Source organism: Winogradskyella sp. ABM4_392, from assembly GCF_056160445.1.
Map to the genome: position 1 here is coordinate 1 of NZ_JBSWXE010000004.1, position 17780 is coordinate 17780.

Sequence of the window (17780 nt, forward strand, 5' to 3'; positions counted from 1 at the left end):
GGTCTGGCATTGGCATCCCGAACGGATAGTAATCTACTTTCTTCCTTATTACTATAAACAAAGAACTTTCAAAACAATTTAAGTCTTTAAAAAAAGACACAAAAGTTTACTTTAAAGTAAAAATAGATATAAAATATGTGACTTTAAAATGATCGCATTTTAATTTCAAGAAGAATTGTTTAAATCTTCTAGTAATTTGATATTTTGGTTCGAGAATAGGTCAATATTGTGTACAAATGAAAAGCCGAAACGAAAGTTTCGGCTTTTTTTATTTCTCAAAATAAATGAAATCCAATTGTTTAAAATTCTTTTAACCTCACATATATCAATTTTAGCCCTTTAATGTGGGTTACTAACTTTTAGAAGAGAATGAAATAGTTGACTATCTTAGAATACTTATTTTTTGACGCAACCATTTTACATTTTCTGCATCTTATAAATAAAAATCAACCAAAATGAAAACAATTATAATTACACTAATTCTCTTTTCTTTTATTAATCCCGTAAAATCACAATCAATAAGTTTTACCAATATAGATGGTACAACAACTGGGTATAATTTATCTGATGTACAAAAAATTGCTTTTGAATCAAGCGATGTAAGAATTTATCTCAATAATGACGAGGTTATAACGATACCTATCGACGAATTCAAAAACTATCAATACAGTGAAGAAACATTAAGTAATGAGGATTTCGTTACGAGCTCAGATTCTTTTAAGATGTTTCCTAATCCAACAAATGGGGTTTTTATGATAAGTTTTGACTCTCAATCATCCTTACCTTATGAATGCACTATCTATGATGTGAACGGCAAAGAGATTTTACAAAAGAATCTTGGAGTTTTAAATGGTCTTTATACAGAAGATATTTCTTTGGAAGAGTTTCCGTCTGGTGTGTACTTTGTGCAATTAAAAAGTGGCAGTTTAATGTCTTCTAAACAATTAATCAAACAATAGAGATGCCATGAAAAAATATTTTATCAACATAATATTATTACTGTTTGTTCAATTCGGCTTCTCACAAATTATTGAGAATACACATTTATCTAACGGAACTGTCCTGCAATTACCGATAGAATCTATAGATAGTGTAAACGTTGTAAATTATAATGGTGCTTCTCTGAAAAGAGTTTATCAAAACAATGGAGATATCCTTAGTATTGCAGTTCAAGATATTGATAGTATTACTTTTTCGATGCCAAATATAAATGATTTACCTGCGCTGAGTACAATTGATATTACTGACGATTCTCCAACATCTTTATTCTCTGGAGGCATGATTACAAACGATGGAGGTTCACCTATAATTCAACGAGGCGTTTGCTGGAACACTATGCCGAATCCCACTTTAGCGAATAACTTTACAATAGATGGAACTGGATTAGGTAATTTTACGTCCCATTTATATCCATTAAATCCATCAACAGTTTATTATGTAAGAGCCTATGCTATAAATGAGAATGGCACTAATTACGGCAATCAATTAGTTTTCACAACAGGAAGCCCTGACCAGTCTACTGATCTGCCTGAAGTAATAACAGGAGAATTAACCTATGAAGATGGCTTGACTGCTCTTGGCTCAGGTTCTGTTTCAATTAACTCTGGTACAGTAACGTCTAGAGGAGTCTGTTGGGCAATAGGAGCTTCTCCGACTATAGATTCAAATCAGTCTGTTGGTGGTTCTGGAGAAGGAGATTTTAGCAGTTCATTGGATAATCTTTTGCCGGACACATTGTACAGAGTAAGAGCCTTTGCCACCAGTAATGCTGGTGTAGCTTATGGTGAAGAAGTTTTATTTAGAACGTATAATTTACCTGGACAATTTGAGACAACATTACATAATTATTTAGAAAATGGTGCCGTAAGCCTTAATATTAATATTTTATATGATGGTGGGTCAGATATTACTGAACGCGGTGTTTGCTGGAGTACAGAGGGTATACCAACAATTGAAGACAATATATCTATATCAGGCTCAGGTCAAGGACTTTATAACAGTCTAGTAACTGATTTAAGTATTGAAAATAGTTACACATTTAGAGCGTATGCAACTAATGGCATTGGAACCTCCTATGGTTCTGTAATTACAGCATCACTTGATGGCAGTTTGAGCCTTGATGACATTTATAGAATTTTGTATGAACCTGGTACTAGACACAATGACTTTGGTCAAAAGGGAGTAGATATTTTTTCGGATATGTTGTGCGGTGATATGGCATTGTCACAGAGTGCATTCGGATGGTATAATTCAATTTCTAATTTGGAAGATACCACAAGTGAAGTTTCATCTTCAGACAATCCACCAGCGTTGACATACGACTATTACTTTAGAGTCATTAATAGTGTAAACCCAATAATAGAGTCACTTACTTCATCAGGCTCTACTCCAGTTGATGATGAAGACCAATGGCTTTTAGGACAAGTTTTAGCACTTAGAGGTTATGCTTATTTTTATTTAACGCAATTATTTCAAGAACAATATGATCCCTCAGAAATTTTATTACCGTTGCATGTAGGTGGACAGTATGATGTGAATCCAACTTCAATAGGAAATATTTATAATCAAATGACAAGTGATTTAAATAATGCTATTAATTTGTTAGATAATTATGTAAGACCTGATAAATTACATATTGATAAAATAGTAGCTCAGGGATTGTTGGCTTATGTTTATGCGTCTATGGGCGATTATTTAAATGCTAAGGTTTTAGCAGATATAGTGGTTAGTACAGGTACTCCACTAACGACAGCTGCAGAGTTGGCCCACCCTGGTGTTGGATCTGGTTTTAATGACGTTAATACCAGCTCATGGCTATGGGGTAAAGATTTAACTGTATATGATGGTATGCAATTAATTAATTGGTGGGGTCAGATGGATTATTTTACATATAGCTATGCTTGGGCTGGTGATACAAAATCTATAGATGATGGTTTGTTTGCTCAAATCCTGATTGATGATGTAAGAAAGAACCAATTCGGAACAGGTGCTGCCGATTTACAACCAATAGGTAAGTTCTTCGATTCTGGCAGAACAGTTGGGGGGCAATTACAAATTACAACAGATTTAATTTTCATGAGATCTGATGAATTCCACTTATTAAGTGCGGAGTGTGCTGCTAGATTAGGAGATGATGCTACTGCAAGAGCAATGATGGTTAATCTTTTAAGTAGTAGAATGACTGATGCTAATAGTGTGGTTAGTCCTTTGTCTGGTCAAGCGCTAATTGATTTTATTTACTTACAAACAAGAATTGAACTTTGGGGCGAGGGTAAATCTTATCTTGCGATGAAACGTAATGATGCCACAGTTACTAGAGGAACAAATCATACTTTTCATGCTGGAGAGACCTTTGCCCATGACTCAGATGAACTCACTTTTGATATTAATTTTGAGAACATTTCTACATATACTCCGCCACAATTAGAGTTTTTAAATTGTGAAGGTGTTGTACAAAATGGTGATGAATTGATTTATGGTGAAGTTGTTACTGATTTTACTTTCCAAATACCTTACATTACTGAATCAGGTGGTAATTATGAGGCTATGAACATTCAATCATCTGGAGTAGAAGGCTTAACGGCTTCAATTGATAGTGGTGTTTTTAGCGAATTTGAAGGGGTATTGGAGTTTAATATAACAGGAATACCTTCATCTTATGGAATTGCTGAATTTGAAATTTCTATTGATGGTAAAAACTGTAGCGTTTCATTTGAGGTTAGTGTTGTAGAAAACTGTTCTTCTTATCCTACTATATTAACGATTAATTTTGATGAAAGCCCAGAAGAAACATATTGGGAACTTTATAGTACTAGTGATACCGCAACTCCAATTTTCTCTGGAGGAATAAATGGCAGTTATTCTGGGGAAACTTCAGTAACTATTCCTTTTTGCTTAGAGGATGGAGATTATGAGTTATTATTTTTTGATACAAATAATAATGGTATTGGTATCAATGGCAATTATAGCTTAGAAGATATTTATGGGAACGTATACGCTTGTGGTGGTGCATTTACTGATACGGATACTACTTTATTTACCGCAGGAGTTGAAACATTAGATATACATAATATACAAGTTCAAATTGAATTGGATGAATGGCCTGAAGAAACAACATGGGAGATTTGGGATTTGTCAGGTGATCCAACACCGATTATTTCTGGTGGACCGTATATTAATCCAGAGGATAATTTTGCGATATTATCTTATGATTTTTGTTTGCCATCAGGTGACTACGGTATAGTAGTATACGACACCTATGGTGATGGAGGGCCAATATATAGTGTTTTAAGTGAATCAGGAACCTTAGTTCCTGGTACAATTGTAGGTGGAGCTCAATCGTCTGCTACTTTTACATTAGACTAGATTTTATATCTGTTTTTCAAAATCAGCTCATTGGTTTCTTTAAACTTTATTAAAAGATCGTCTGAAAGTGTTTTTTAGGCGATTTCTTTTTTTAACTCTTTCAGACTGAATGAAATATCAATCTCAGATATTGTAATTTAGATGAAACGTTCAAGTCTGTTAATGTCTATATAATAGTCTTTTATAGTTGATAATGAACTTTTAAACGATAATTTAGGTAATTGCTTATTTGAAGAAATATTTTTTTACTATTTTCCAAGCATATAATAAACATATTGTCCTAAAGTTTTCTCCCCTACAGAAATTAGGTAGTTTATTAGTTTTACTCTCCATTTTCTACTTTTTGTTCAAAGCATTCAATAGGTTGTTATGGTTAAAATAATCAACCAAACATTGCTTTATTATGAGGTTAAGTTTCATCTATTCGCATTTAATAATAGTTTTTATAATTATACTTAATAGTGTAGATCATTTTAATATTAAGCCAAATAGAGAGAATAGTGTAGAATGTAAAATAAATTCCTCAAGGATTAATACAGAATTCATAAGTCAAGGACAATTACGTTTGTCTTTATATGAGGATACAGCATTGGCCAACAATGAGTCACCTGCTGATGGCTTATTGATTTTCTTTGATACTGAGGGTAATAATGAGGTTGATATAAATGATGCACTTGATATTACTAACTTAGATGAAAACTTTTCAACTAATAATAATGGAGTTTTACTAAGTATAGAAACCAGAGCAACTCCGGTAGACAATGAAGAAATACAATTAGAGGTTAATACTTATAGAAATACTAATTATACTATTGTGGCAGAAGGTATTTCTATGCAATGTGCAACAGCATTTTTATATGATAGTTATACCGAAGTTTTAACCGAAATTCCTCAAGATGGTGTCGCTAATTATAGTTATTCTGTTGCTTCTGGTGTGCCAGCTTCGGTTGCAAATGACCGTTTTAGGATAATATTTGATGCTGAGTCTTCTCAGCTAACGTGGAATGGTTCAGTTTCTAATGATTGGAACAATTCAGCTAATTGGACGCCAAATGAAGTGCCAAATTCTTGTTCAAATATAACTATACCCAATACGGAAACACCTCCACAAATTTCAGAAGATATAACTATTTCTAGTTTGAATATTAATAGTGGTATGAGTTTAACAGTGCCAAATGGTACAACTCTAAATGTAATAGGTGATTTAAACATGTATTCTGAATCTGTAACATATTCCGGTTTAGTTGTAAAAGGTGAAATTACAGTATCAGGTACAACTAAATACCATAGATATACTAATTCAGAATTAAATGATCGGGATTTAATTGCTCCACCATTATCTGGTCAGAGTTGGGGGTCTTTCTTAACTAATGATAATAGTTATAATGCAAATATCTTATATGATAATGGTGTAGAACTACCAAATACAACCTATTTGTTCGGTCATTTCGAAAAAGGAGCCATAGATGATTACCTTGTATATAATCATAATACAATTGAAAATTTACATTCAGGTCGAGGTTATAGAGTGTCTACCAACACACCAATTGCTGAAGGTAATGGTGAAGCTTTGATTTTTACAGGATCTATAGTGGCTAATTCTGTTAATGTACTTGTTGAAAACGATTTTACAGGTGATTTTCCTGAGTGGAATCTTATAGGAAATCCATATGCTTCCTATATAGATGTTAATGCTTTTTTAAATCATATTGGGTCTATGTCAGGTGTCTCCAACTTAAGTTTGTTAGATGAAAATACTGCAGCTATCTATGGTTATGATGCAAATGATAATGATGATTCTGGGAGTAATTGGACAATTGCAAATTTACTCGAAGGACCAGAGCTCATTGCACCTGGTCAAGGCTTTTTTGTGTCTTCAAAATTATCATCCGCAAACTTAGAGTTTACTCCAGAGATGCAAGTAGAAGGAAACTCTGATGATTTTATTATTGGTAGAACTTCAAGTGATTTTAACTATGTCAAACTCAGACTAAGTTCTTCTACAGATAGCTGTTCAACATCAATTTATTTTCATGATAATTCCAGCTTGGGTTTAGACATAGGATATGATGCAGCTGTCTTTGGAGGGGATATATCAGAATTTGCAATATATTCTCATTTAGTAAATAATAACGAAGGAGCACCATTTACCATACAAGCTTTTAATTCTAGTGATATCTTGGATGTCATTATACCACTAGGAGTTAATGCTGATGAGGGACAAGAGGTAATATTTAGTATTGCTGATAACACATTGCCCACATCTACAAATGTATACCTTGAGGATACATTTGCAAATACATTAACCTTGCTTACAAATAACGATTATTCTATAATGCCGACAACGTCATTATCTGAAACAGGTCGTTTTTTCTTAAGAATAACCGAAAGTGTATTGTCAACTGCACAAAATAATCCCGAATCTTTAAACATTTTTTTCTTAAACAATCTAAAAGAATTGGTTGTTAAAGGTCAATTAAATGAAAACACAGAAATGGTTTTGTATGATGTACAAGCAAGAGCGGTATTTTCTCATGAGCTTGATTCGTCTGTTTCTGAAAATCGGATTAATCTGTCTAGATTAAATGAAGGTGTTTTTATTGTTTGTCTCGAAAATAAAAGATGGAAAAAATCAATAAAAGTTGTTATTGACTAAAATATAGTTTCTATACTTTGTTCCATCTGATCTTACATTGGTTGTAGTAGATATTTTATTGTTTCTGTAGCCAACTGTCTGCATGCTTCATTTGTTGTAGTAATTGCTCTATTTGTTGTATTTCTATGTATTAATGATATTACATTTAGAGTGAATTTTAATTTGCAAAAACAACAATTCACCAGTTATGAAAAAAAAGACTTTTTTACTTCTAATTACTGTAGTCTCTGCACTAGGAGGATTATTATTCGGATACGATACAGGAGTAATTAATGGAGCACAATTTTACCTAAGTAAGTATTTTGAATTCGATGCTACTATGAAAGGTTTAGTTGTTAGTAGTGCCCTTTGGGGTTGTTTTTTTGGTGCAATAGTAGCGGGTCCTTTAAGTATTAGAATAGGTCGTAAATGGTCTTTAATTATATCTGCAATTTTATTTTCTATTTCTGCCTGGGGTTCTGGTCTGCCAGGTGTTTTGCCTGAGACAGTAACAACATTAATAATATTTAGAATTATAGGAGGTTTAGGCATTGGTATTGCCTCGATGAATGCACCAATGTACATTGCGGAAATAGCGCCTAGTAGAATTAGAGGTAAAATGGTTACTTACTACCAATTAGCGATAGTAGTAGGTTTTTTTATAGTGTTTTTGGCAACTTACTTTATAGGTAACAGCCTATCTGAAGCTCAAAATATTCAATTTGGGTGGAGACGTATGTTTTGGTCCGAATTACTGCCAAGTATATTATTCTTGGTTTTATTGTTTTTTGTACCTAACAGTCCTCGTTGGTTAATGTTAAAGGGTAAGGAAGATGAAGCCTTAATAGTTTTAAACAAAATTCATTCAGCTGATAATTCCGTAAATGAATTAGAAGATATTAAATCTTCAATTATAGAAGGTAGTAAAACGATAAAGATTAATTATTTTTCAAAAGTAATTTTAGGTATTATAGTAATAGGCACTGCCCTTTCAATTTTACAGCAGTTTACTGGGATAAATGCTGTATTATATTATGGTGCTGATATTTTTGAAAAAGCCTTAGGATTTGGTAAAGAAGATGTTTTAGCACAGCAAATCTTACTGGCTTTTGTAAATCTTATATTCACATTTGTTGCCATGTTTACTGTAGATAAGTTTGGTAGAAAACCTCTTATCTATATTGGTTCTGTTGGTATGATTTTAGGATTTTTGCTTCTTGGCGTTAGCCTTCAACAACAGTCTGTGGGCTTAATATCGTTAATAGGTGTGTTAGTCTTTATAGGCTCTTTTGCTTTATCTATGGGGCCGGTAGTTTGGGTTATACTATCAGAGATGTTCCCTAACAGAATAAGAAGTGTGGCTATGTCAGTCGCTGTTGCAGCTCAGTGGGCAGCTAACGGATTAGTTTCTCAAACATTTCCTATGGTTATGGAGAGTAGTACAAATAATAACACTCCTTGGAATGGCTCAATGCCTTACTTGATATTTATAGTATTTATTGTAGTAATTGTATTAGTAACTTATAAGTATATACCTGAAACAAAGGGTAAGTCTCTTGAAGAAATTGAAGGTTTTTGGAATAAAAATTAATACATTAGAAATTTCTATAATCTTAAAAAAGATAATATTTTATATTAAAATGAGGTGTAAGATAATATGTGTTTTTTTGAGCTTGTCGTTTTTGGTCTCCTGGTCTCAAAAGTCTAACCAGAAGTACGATTTTGTTAGTATCAAAGAAGGTATCTCTAAAGTTGGGGTATATACTATAATTCAAGATAATTTAGGTTTTATATGGCTTGGGACAAATGGAGCTGGGTTGTATAGGTATGATGGTACTAGCTACGAGTCTTATAAGTACATTATTGATGATAGTACGTCTTTGAGTAGTGGTTTAGTTCATAGCTCTTATTTAGATAGTGAAAATAGATTGTGGTTTGGTACGGGAAATGGACTTAATCTTTATGATCGAAATAATAATTGCTTTAAAAGAATTTCTAATGATAAATTCAATATAGAGAATAGAGAGAATATTACAATAAGTAGTCTAAAAGAAGATGCTTATGGAAATCTTTTTCTTGGTACGTTAGATTTTGGCTTGTATAAAATGAGTTTGAGTGATTTTAAAATTGAAAGAATTCTCAGCAATGAATCATTAGAATCTATATCTTTAAATATAGCTGAAATTCAAATTTCAAAATCAGGTGAAGTTTATGTTGCAACTAATAGAGGTCTAAAATATTACGATTACAAAACCAATACGCTTCGACCAAAGTCAATTATAACAGAAAATGGCTTAATTCATATAGATAATGCTATAGAATCTTTAATTATAGATTCCTCAGATACAATTTGGATTGGATCAGAGACTGAGGGCCTAATGAGAGTTAGCGCTAAAGAGACTTCATCAAATGAATTGTTATTTAATATTAATAGTTTCATTTTTTCTAAAAATCAATTCTTGTCTCTTTTAGAACTTAAGGATGGTACTTTATTGTGTGGAACAGAAAATGACGGACTTTTTCACATTAGCGGTGATGGTGAGATTTTAAAAAGATATGAGGCTACTAAAAATGATACGAGTAGTATATTATCAAATTCAATATGGTCATTATATCTAGATAAGGACGAAAGAATATGGCTTGGTTATTATAATAAAGGGGTTTCTGTGTATGATAAATTATATGATAAATTCAATGAGATTCAAAGTATACCTCAGAATCCCAACTCTTTACAACATGTGTCCGTAGCAGCTATAGAACAAGATCCCAATAATAAGTTATGGATTGGTATGGATGGTGGTGGTATTGATATACTAGATAAAAAAGCGAATGAGTTTATTCATATAAACCCTTCAAGCAATAAGCCTTATTCTGGTTTAACAAGTAATTATATTGAAGCGCTTTTAATTGATAGTAAAGGCAATCTTTGGGCAGGCAGCTGGGATAAAGGTTTGTACTATTTAAAAAAAGGCTCTAAAAGATTTATTAATTATACAATTGAAAGTACAAGTAAGGACTTAGGTTCCAACACAATCTTAACTCTTGATGAAGATTCTGATGATACTATTTGGATTGGTTCTTATAATAATGGATTGTATTCGTTTGATTCTAAAAGGGAAGAGTTCACACATTATGATTATGGTGATTTTTTGTTAAATAGGCTTACCGATATCGAAGTAAGAAAAATTCTGGTAGATCGAAATGATAACATATGGTTAGGTACAGAAGTAGGTCTTTACAAAATAGAAAAGGGGAATAACGGTGAATTATCAATAATGCCTCAAAAAGGTAAGATGCCTAAAGGATTTAATAATCATAATAGCTCTGATAATATATTATCACTCTTAGAAAGCGAGGATGGTTCTATTTGGATAGGCACAAGAGGTGCAGGCTTATGTAAATATGATATAGACTCTAACACGTATGTTTGGTATAACAAGCAAAATGGATTAGAAGAAGAAAATGTTAATAGTATTGTACAAAGTTTAGATGAAAATATTTGGTTAGCAGGCAACACAGGTATTACAAAGTTTAATGTAAAAGATTCAACTTTTGTAAATTACACAAGTAATGATGGTTTGTTATCTAATGATTATAATATTAACTCGGCGTATAGAGATAAGGAGGGTTTACTTTATTTTGGAAGTTTTCAGGGTGTAGATTTTTTCAATCCTACTGAAATAAAAGTAAATGAAAATTTACCATCACTTTATCTTACAGATTTTAAGTTGTTCAATGAGAGTGTTGTAGTAAATCAAGAAACATCACCATTACGAAAAGTAATTTCTAAAACTGATAGTCTTAGTCTAACTAGTAAACAGTCCGTATTTACTATTGAATATTCTAGCATAAACTTTACAAGACCTGAAAAGAATGAATACGCCTATTATTTAGAAGGTTATGAAAATACATGGAATTATGTAGGTAAGAAACGAAGTGCTACTTATACAAATTTAGACCCAGGAAACTATACCTTTAAACTAAAAGCAGCTAATAATGATGGTGTTTGGAACGAAACACCTCTTCAGTTAAAAATAAGCATCTTGCCACCTTGGTGGAAAACAAATTGGGCGTTATTATCCTATGCGCTTTTATTCTTATTGGGTATCTATCTTCTTAATAGAATCACAAAAAATAGATTAAGAGATAAACAATTAGTAGCCAACGAGCGTCATAATCGTCTACTAGAAAAAGATCTTAACGAAAAGAAGTTACAATTTTTTACAAATATCTCTCATGAGTTTAGAACACCACTTTCACTAATTATAAGTCCATTAGAAGATATCATAAAAAATGATAGTAATGATCTTACTGAAAGAATTAAAGAAAAGCATAATACCATTCATAAAAATACAAAAAGATTATATCGCTTAATCAATGAATTATTAGATTTTAGAAAACTAGAGTTAGATAAAGTTAGAGTAAAAGCTAGGAAGCTAAATTTAGTTTCATTTACAAAAAACATAGCTAGCCATTTTAAAGAGGAAGCGTTTATTAAAAATATACATCTTAGTATAGATACAGATATTCAGGATATTGAAATATGGGCAGATGAAAGCATGTTGGAGAAAATAATTTTTAATATACTTTCAAATGCTTTTAAAGTAACTCCAGAAGGTGGTGCTATTACTGTAGATCTTTCAGCAAAAGAAGACTTAGTAAGCTTACCACTAGCTAATGATAAAGAAAAGATAGAGGCTATTGAGATTAAAATTTCTGATACAGGCCCAGGTCTTAAGAAAGAACAAGTTGAAAAGATATTTAAACGCTTCTATCAAGTAGATAATCTCAATAAAACTTATTATGGTGGTACCGGAATCGGATTAGAAGTTGTTCGTAATTTTGTTAAATTACACAAAGGGAATATCAGTGTTGATAGTGAGGTTGGTAAAGGAACAATTTTCACTGTTGTTTTTCCGGCAACTGACAAGTATTTTAAAGACAATGAAAAACTAACTGATGGTGTTGCTGATCAGGTAAAAGAAGAAGGCTATCTTGTTAATTCTGATGTAGATAATTCAGAAAGAAGTATTAAAGATAATGATGAAAATATAAGTGTTGCATCTCACACTCTTTTAATTGTTGAGGATAATACAGAGTTAAGAAACTATTTAAAGAATGAATTAAAAAAGCAATACAAAATATTATTGGCCAAGAATGGAAGAGAAGGTCTTAGACTAGCAAAAGAGTTCTTGCCAGATATAATAATGACAGATGTTATTATGCCAGAAATGGATGGTTTTATGTTTTGTAAACATATAAAAAGTGATATTAAAACAAGTCATATTCCTTTACTTATGTTAACAGCCAAAACCAGAATTGAAAATAGAATGGAAGGCATAGAGAATGGTGCAGATGCTTATATGGTAAAGCCATTTGATGTCGGTCTGTTAAAACTTAGGTTGTCGCAATTAATTACAAGTAGGCAACTCATCTTCAATAAATACTTTAGTGTTATTAGTGATGTGGATAACAAAACTACTACATCAATGGATAAAGAGTTTATTGAAAAAGTTTTAGGGTTTATTAATGAAAGTATAGGTGATCCAAATTTAAATGTTGAATCCCTAGCATCTCAACTAAACTTAAGTAGAAGTCAGTTTTATAGAAAAATAAAAGCGTTAACAAATCAAACGGCTAATGAATTTATTAGAAATATAAGATTGGTTAGAGCAAAGCAAATTATTGAATCAGGTAACAATAACATAAGTGAGGTATGTTATAAAGTAGGATTTTCTTCACCGTCTTACTTCGCCAAATGTTTTAAAAGTCATTTCGGAATACTCCCAAAAGAAGTGGAAATTGTAAATTCTTAAAGCTTAATCAGTATCAAATTTTCCAAAAATGAGGTAGTTAGTTAAACTTCTTTCTTTATGAAAATGTGTTAATGTTTTCTTAATGCACAATATGTTGCATAACACAGAATAAAATCAACTATAACGTTGTAATTATAACAAAATGCAACAAAATTTCCATCCTGTGCTTTATTAGTTATACTAAAAAGTTAATATTTTTTTAACATTTGTGATATGCGTTTAAAAAGATTTAAATGGAAATCACTAAATGAATTTTTTCTAATAGTAGCAATCATAGGATTTCTATTCTTTTTAATTGTGTTCATTTTTTAAAAAAAACTAATTACTAACTAAACAATTAAAATAATATCTATGAAGATTAATTTATTAAGTAAAGCTCTTCTTGTAGTAAGCCTATTATTTGGCGTCCATTTGCAGGCACAAACAATTACAGGAAAAGTTACGAGTTCTGGAGCACCTCTTCCTGGCGCAAGCATTATTGTAAAAGGAACATCAAATGGAACATCAACAGATTTTGATGGTAATTATACATTAGAAAATGTTTCTTCTAATGCAATATTACAAGTAAGTTATTTAGGATTTGTAACTCAAGAAATCCCTGTTGAAGGAAGATCTGTGATAAATGTAGAATTGGTAGAAGACACAAATTCTTTAGACGAAGTAGTTGTTGTTGGTTATGGAACTAAACAGAAAAGTTTGGTAACTGGTGCTATTTCTAGTGTAGATTCAAAACAGATAAAGAGTTCATCAAATCAAAGGGTAGAACAAGTGCTACAAGGTAGAACATCTGGTGTTACAGTAACGACATCTTCTGGTTCTCCAGGTCAGGGTGCACAAATACGTATTCGTGGTGCAGGTTCAAGTGGTAATTCTGAGCCGTTGTACATTGTAGATGGAATGAAATCTGCTTCAATAGCCACAATAGCACCTGGAGACATAGAAAACATTGAAATCCTAAAAGATGCGGCTTCAGCAGCAATTTATGGTACAGAAGGTGCAAATGGTGTTGTGTTAATAACAACCAAAAGAGGTCGTAAAGGAAAAATAAATGTTGGTTTTAGTACTCAGTTAGGAACTCAATTTGTAAATACAGATATGGAGTTGATGAATGCTTCACAATTTGTGCAATATATGAATGAAGCTGGTGTAGGAACTGTTGTGGATAATGGATATGATACTAATTGGATTGATGAAACATTTGAAAATGCTCCTATTACACGTTATGATATTAATGTTTCTGGTGGAATAGGAGAAAAAACATCATTTTATGCTTCTATGGGACATTTAGAGCAAGAAGGTGTAGTTGGTAAAGAAAACTCTTCTTTTAAAAGAAAAACTTTTAGAGTTAATGTTAATAGTGATATAACAGACTTTATAGAGGTCGGTTTTAACGGAACTTATACTTTATCAGATCGTTTTGGTGTTGTTGAGAATAGTGATACTAGAGGTGTGATTCAAAATATGTTAATTATAGATCCTCTAACTCCTGTCACTTATCCTAGTGAAAGTGATATTCCTCAAACGGTTATCGATAATGCAATTGCTAATAACGTACCTATACTAAGAGATGAAAATGGAAATGCTTATGGTTATCCTAGCTATTCAACAGGTGAGGTTATAAATCCAGTAGCATATGCAAATGCAATAAATAGTACTTTAAATGATGATAGACAGTCACTGTATACGGCATATTTAAAATTAAAGCCCCTTAAAGGATTGGAAATAACAACCAGATATGGTAGAGAAAGTGGAAAAACAGATATTTTGAATACCGTTAATCCGTACTTCGTATCGTCAGAAGCAGCTAATACAGGTTACACAGGTTCACAAAATAAATTTGAAAGAAGAAGATGGTTGTGGGAAAATTTTATAACCTATGAGAAATCTTTTGATAAGCATAATTTCAAATTGTTAGCAGGTTATTCAGCAGAAGATACAGATGTAATTACCACAATTTCTAGAAGTGGTACAGTTAGTGTTGATGAATTTACAGGTTTTAACTTTGAGCTTCCTGGTTTCAATCAACAAGTAAATACTGTTGATCCTTTCTTTGATAATATGGTGTCTACTTTTGGTAGGTTGTCATACGATTATGATGGCAAATACTTATTTGAGGCATCAATTAGAGCTGATAAATCCGATAAATTTCCAACAGCTAATAAAACAGGCGTTTTTCCTGCGTTTTCTGCAGGATGGGTAGTATCTAAAGAAGATTTTTGGAAAGAGGACTCTTTCTTAGATTATTTAAAAGTAAGAGCAAGTTGGGGAGAAAATGGAAGTAGAACAAACCTTAGGGGAAATTCTGATCAAACTTTTATTACTACAGTTTTAAACGGATTGGGAATCAATTATTTAGGGAATACAGGAGCTCAAATAACAGGTTTTGCAAATACAAATTTAGTTTGGGAGACTTCTGAACAACTTAACTTTGGTGTAGATTTAAGAGCTTTAGATAATAAGTTAAGATTTACAACAGAATATTATAAAAAGACAACTAGAGATGCGATTGTTTCTGATGGAAGTTTAATTACTCCAGGTTCTGCAGGTTTTGTTTCAAATGAATTTAATGCCGGTACTATTGTAAATCAAGGTTTTGAATTTGAAGTAGGTTACACAGATACAACAGATGGTGGTTTTACTTATAGTATAAATGCAAATTTATCTACTCTGAAAAATGAGGTGACAGAAATTTTGTTTGTGCCAGAAGGAACATCTCTTGTAGGTGCTGGTGCACCACAAAATGGTGATGGAGTAACAAGATTTGAAGAGGGTCAACCGTCTTGGTATTTCTATGGTTTTGAAACAAATGGAATTGATCCAGCAACTGGTGAAATAATTAAGGTTGATACAGATAATGATGGTGATATAGATAATCTCGATAAAACTTTCATTGGTTCACCACATCCAGATGTGTTATATGGTGGTAATGTCAATTTAGCCTATAAAGGTTTTGACCTTAACGTTCAGTTTCAAGGTACTATAGGTAATGATATTATGGCAACTTATCATCAACCATCTAGACCAATTACCAATAAACCCGTACATTTCTTTGATAACAGATGGACGCAACCAGGTGATAATGCTAGTTTTCCTGGAGCGGCAAATGTCATAGACTCTTACGATACAGATTTGGTTGTTGAGGATGGTTCTTATATGAGAATTAAGCAATTACAGTTAGGTTATACAATACCTACATCTTTTGCAAATAAGATTAAGTTACAAAACTTTAGAGTTTATGTATCTTTAGATGACTTTTTTACCTTTACTAAATACAAAGGTTTAGATCCTGAAATAGGAAACTTTAACTTTAACTCAATTGGTGTAGACAGAGGATTTTATCCTACAGCTGCCAGAGCTATATTTGGATTATCTGCACAATTTTAAAAAACAAAAATTATGAAAAGAACATTTTTAGCATTTTTATGTGTAGCATTGTTTGGTATTATTGCCTGTGACGATGACTTCACTACAAACGAACGGCAAAACGTTCAAGATTTAGAGACATTTTTTCTTGAAGAAGCAAACGTAGAACAAGCTGTAATTGGTGTGTATGACTTAGTGCAGTTTAATTATGGAAGAGACTGGCATAGTGCATTTTTGGTAAAATTATTAGCTGGAGATGATGCTAATGCTGCGGGTGGAAATTCTGGCGACCAACAACAATTACAAGATATTGATGATTATACAAATGTGGTGTCCTCTAATCCATCTATTACAAGTATATGGGATATTTTTTATAGAACAATTGCACTTTCAAATCTAATAATTGAGAATGTCCAAGACTCAGATTTGAGTAATAAGGATAGAGTTTTAGCTGAAGTTAAATTTATGAGAGCATGGTGTTATTTTGAGTTAACAACTATGTTTGGTGATATACCATTAAGATTAACAGTTCCTCAGGGAGCAGAAGATTTCGGATTGGCTAAATCTCCAAGAGCAGATATCTACGCACAGATAGAAAGTGATCTTGCGGATGCTATTACTGGTTTACCTGATAGATCTGGAGTTGCTGATAATTTCAGGGTATCAAAAGGAAGTGCTGAAGCCCTAATGGGTAAAGTTCTTGTGTTCCAAGAGAAGTACTCTGAATCGTTACCTTATTTTCAAAGCGTTATATCAAATCCTGAACATGATTTAGAACCTAATCCAGCTGATGTTTGGAGTATAGATAAAGAGTTTGGTATAGAGTCTTTATTTGAAATAGGTTATGTCTCAACAACAAGTAGAGATTGGGGTAATATAGCATGGGGTGGAAGAAATGAGAGTAACTTGCACATACAATTAATGGGACCACGTGGTGATGGTATTTTTGGCCTAGATGGAACAGGTTTAATTAATGGATGGGGCTTTAATCTTCCTACAAGTAAGTTAGTTGATGCTTTCGATTCAGCTGGTGATGTTACCAGAAAAGCAGCTACAGTAATGTCCGAGGAAGAATTAATTGCTGCAGGCGGTTTTGTAGATGCTTCAGCAGCTACAGGTGGTGAAATATGGGACTACGAAGGTGCAATACGTATTAAGTATGCTACAAAGGCAGAAGATACTAGCCCAGATGGAGTAAGAGAATTAAATTATAGTACTAATTTTAGGCTATTCCGTTATGCTGAGGTATTGCTGTTAGCAGCTGAAGCATACAATAAGGCTGGACAAGATGGTAATGCTAGAACGGAATTAAACAAGGTGCGAAACAGAGCTGGATTAGCAGATGTGGATAGCTCATTAGCAGGTAATGCTTTGTTTGATGCAATTGTTAATGAAAAATTCCTAGAATTGGCTCACGAAGGACAACGTTTTTGGGATTTGGTAAGATGGGGAAGAGCAGCAACAGAATTATCTGGCACAGGATATAGTTCTAAAAATGATTTATTCCCAATTCCAATTACAGAGATTGAGAAAAATACTGAAATAACTATGGATGACCAAAACCCTGGTTATTAAAAATAAATCTTTATAAAATTTAATTT

General features: G+C 32.4%; 7 protein-coding genes. All 7 read left to right on the plus strand.

Annotated features, from left to right (window positions below):
- Positions 1-455: 455 nt before the first annotated feature.
- The 7 genes from ACXAFS_RS10730 (at position 456) to ACXAFS_RS10760 (ending at position 17754) form a co-directional block, all read left to right on the plus strand.
- Complete coding sequence (locus ACXAFS_RS10730; RefSeq protein WP_475306898.1) at positions 456-959, plus strand: T9SS type A sorting domain-containing protein; 504 nt, start codon at positions 456-458, stop codon at positions 957-959.
- A gap of 7 nt (positions 960-966) precedes the next feature.
- The gene (locus ACXAFS_RS10735; protein ID WP_475306899.1) at positions 967-4365 is read left to right on the plus strand and encodes a RagB/SusD family nutrient uptake outer membrane protein; all 3399 of its coding nucleotides are present in this window, start codon (positions 967-969) and stop codon (positions 4363-4365) included.
- A gap of 403 nt (positions 4366-4768) precedes the next feature.
- Complete coding sequence (locus tag ACXAFS_RS10740) at positions 4769-7021, plus strand: hypothetical protein (RefSeq protein ID WP_475306900.1); 2253 nt, start codon at positions 4769-4771, stop codon at positions 7019-7021.
- Positions 7022-7208: 187 nt separating this feature from the next.
- Positions 7209-8591 carry a sugar porter family MFS transporter gene (locus tag ACXAFS_RS10745; RefSeq protein WP_475306902.1) on the plus strand — a complete coding sequence of 461 codons (1383 nt, stop codon included), beginning with the start codon at positions 7209-7211 and terminating at the stop codon, positions 8589-8591.
- A 91-nt stretch (positions 8592-8682) separates the two neighbouring features.
- Complete coding sequence (locus tag ACXAFS_RS10750) at positions 8683-12816, plus strand: two-component regulator propeller domain-containing protein (RefSeq protein WP_475306903.1); 4134 nt, start codon at positions 8683-8685, stop codon at positions 12814-12816.
- Between the two features lie 351 nt (positions 12817-13167).
- Positions 13168-16200, plus strand: coding sequence for a SusC/RagA family TonB-linked outer membrane protein (locus ACXAFS_RS10755; RefSeq protein WP_475306904.1), 3033 nt, complete (start codon positions 13168-13170; stop codon positions 16198-16200).
- A 12-nt stretch (positions 16201-16212) separates the two neighbouring features.
- Positions 16213-17754 carry a RagB/SusD family nutrient uptake outer membrane protein gene (locus tag ACXAFS_RS10760; RefSeq protein ID WP_475306906.1) on the plus strand — a complete coding sequence of 514 codons (1542 nt, stop codon included), beginning with the start codon at positions 16213-16215 and terminating at the stop codon, positions 17752-17754.
- The last annotated feature ends 26 nt before the right edge of the window (positions 17755-17780 follow it).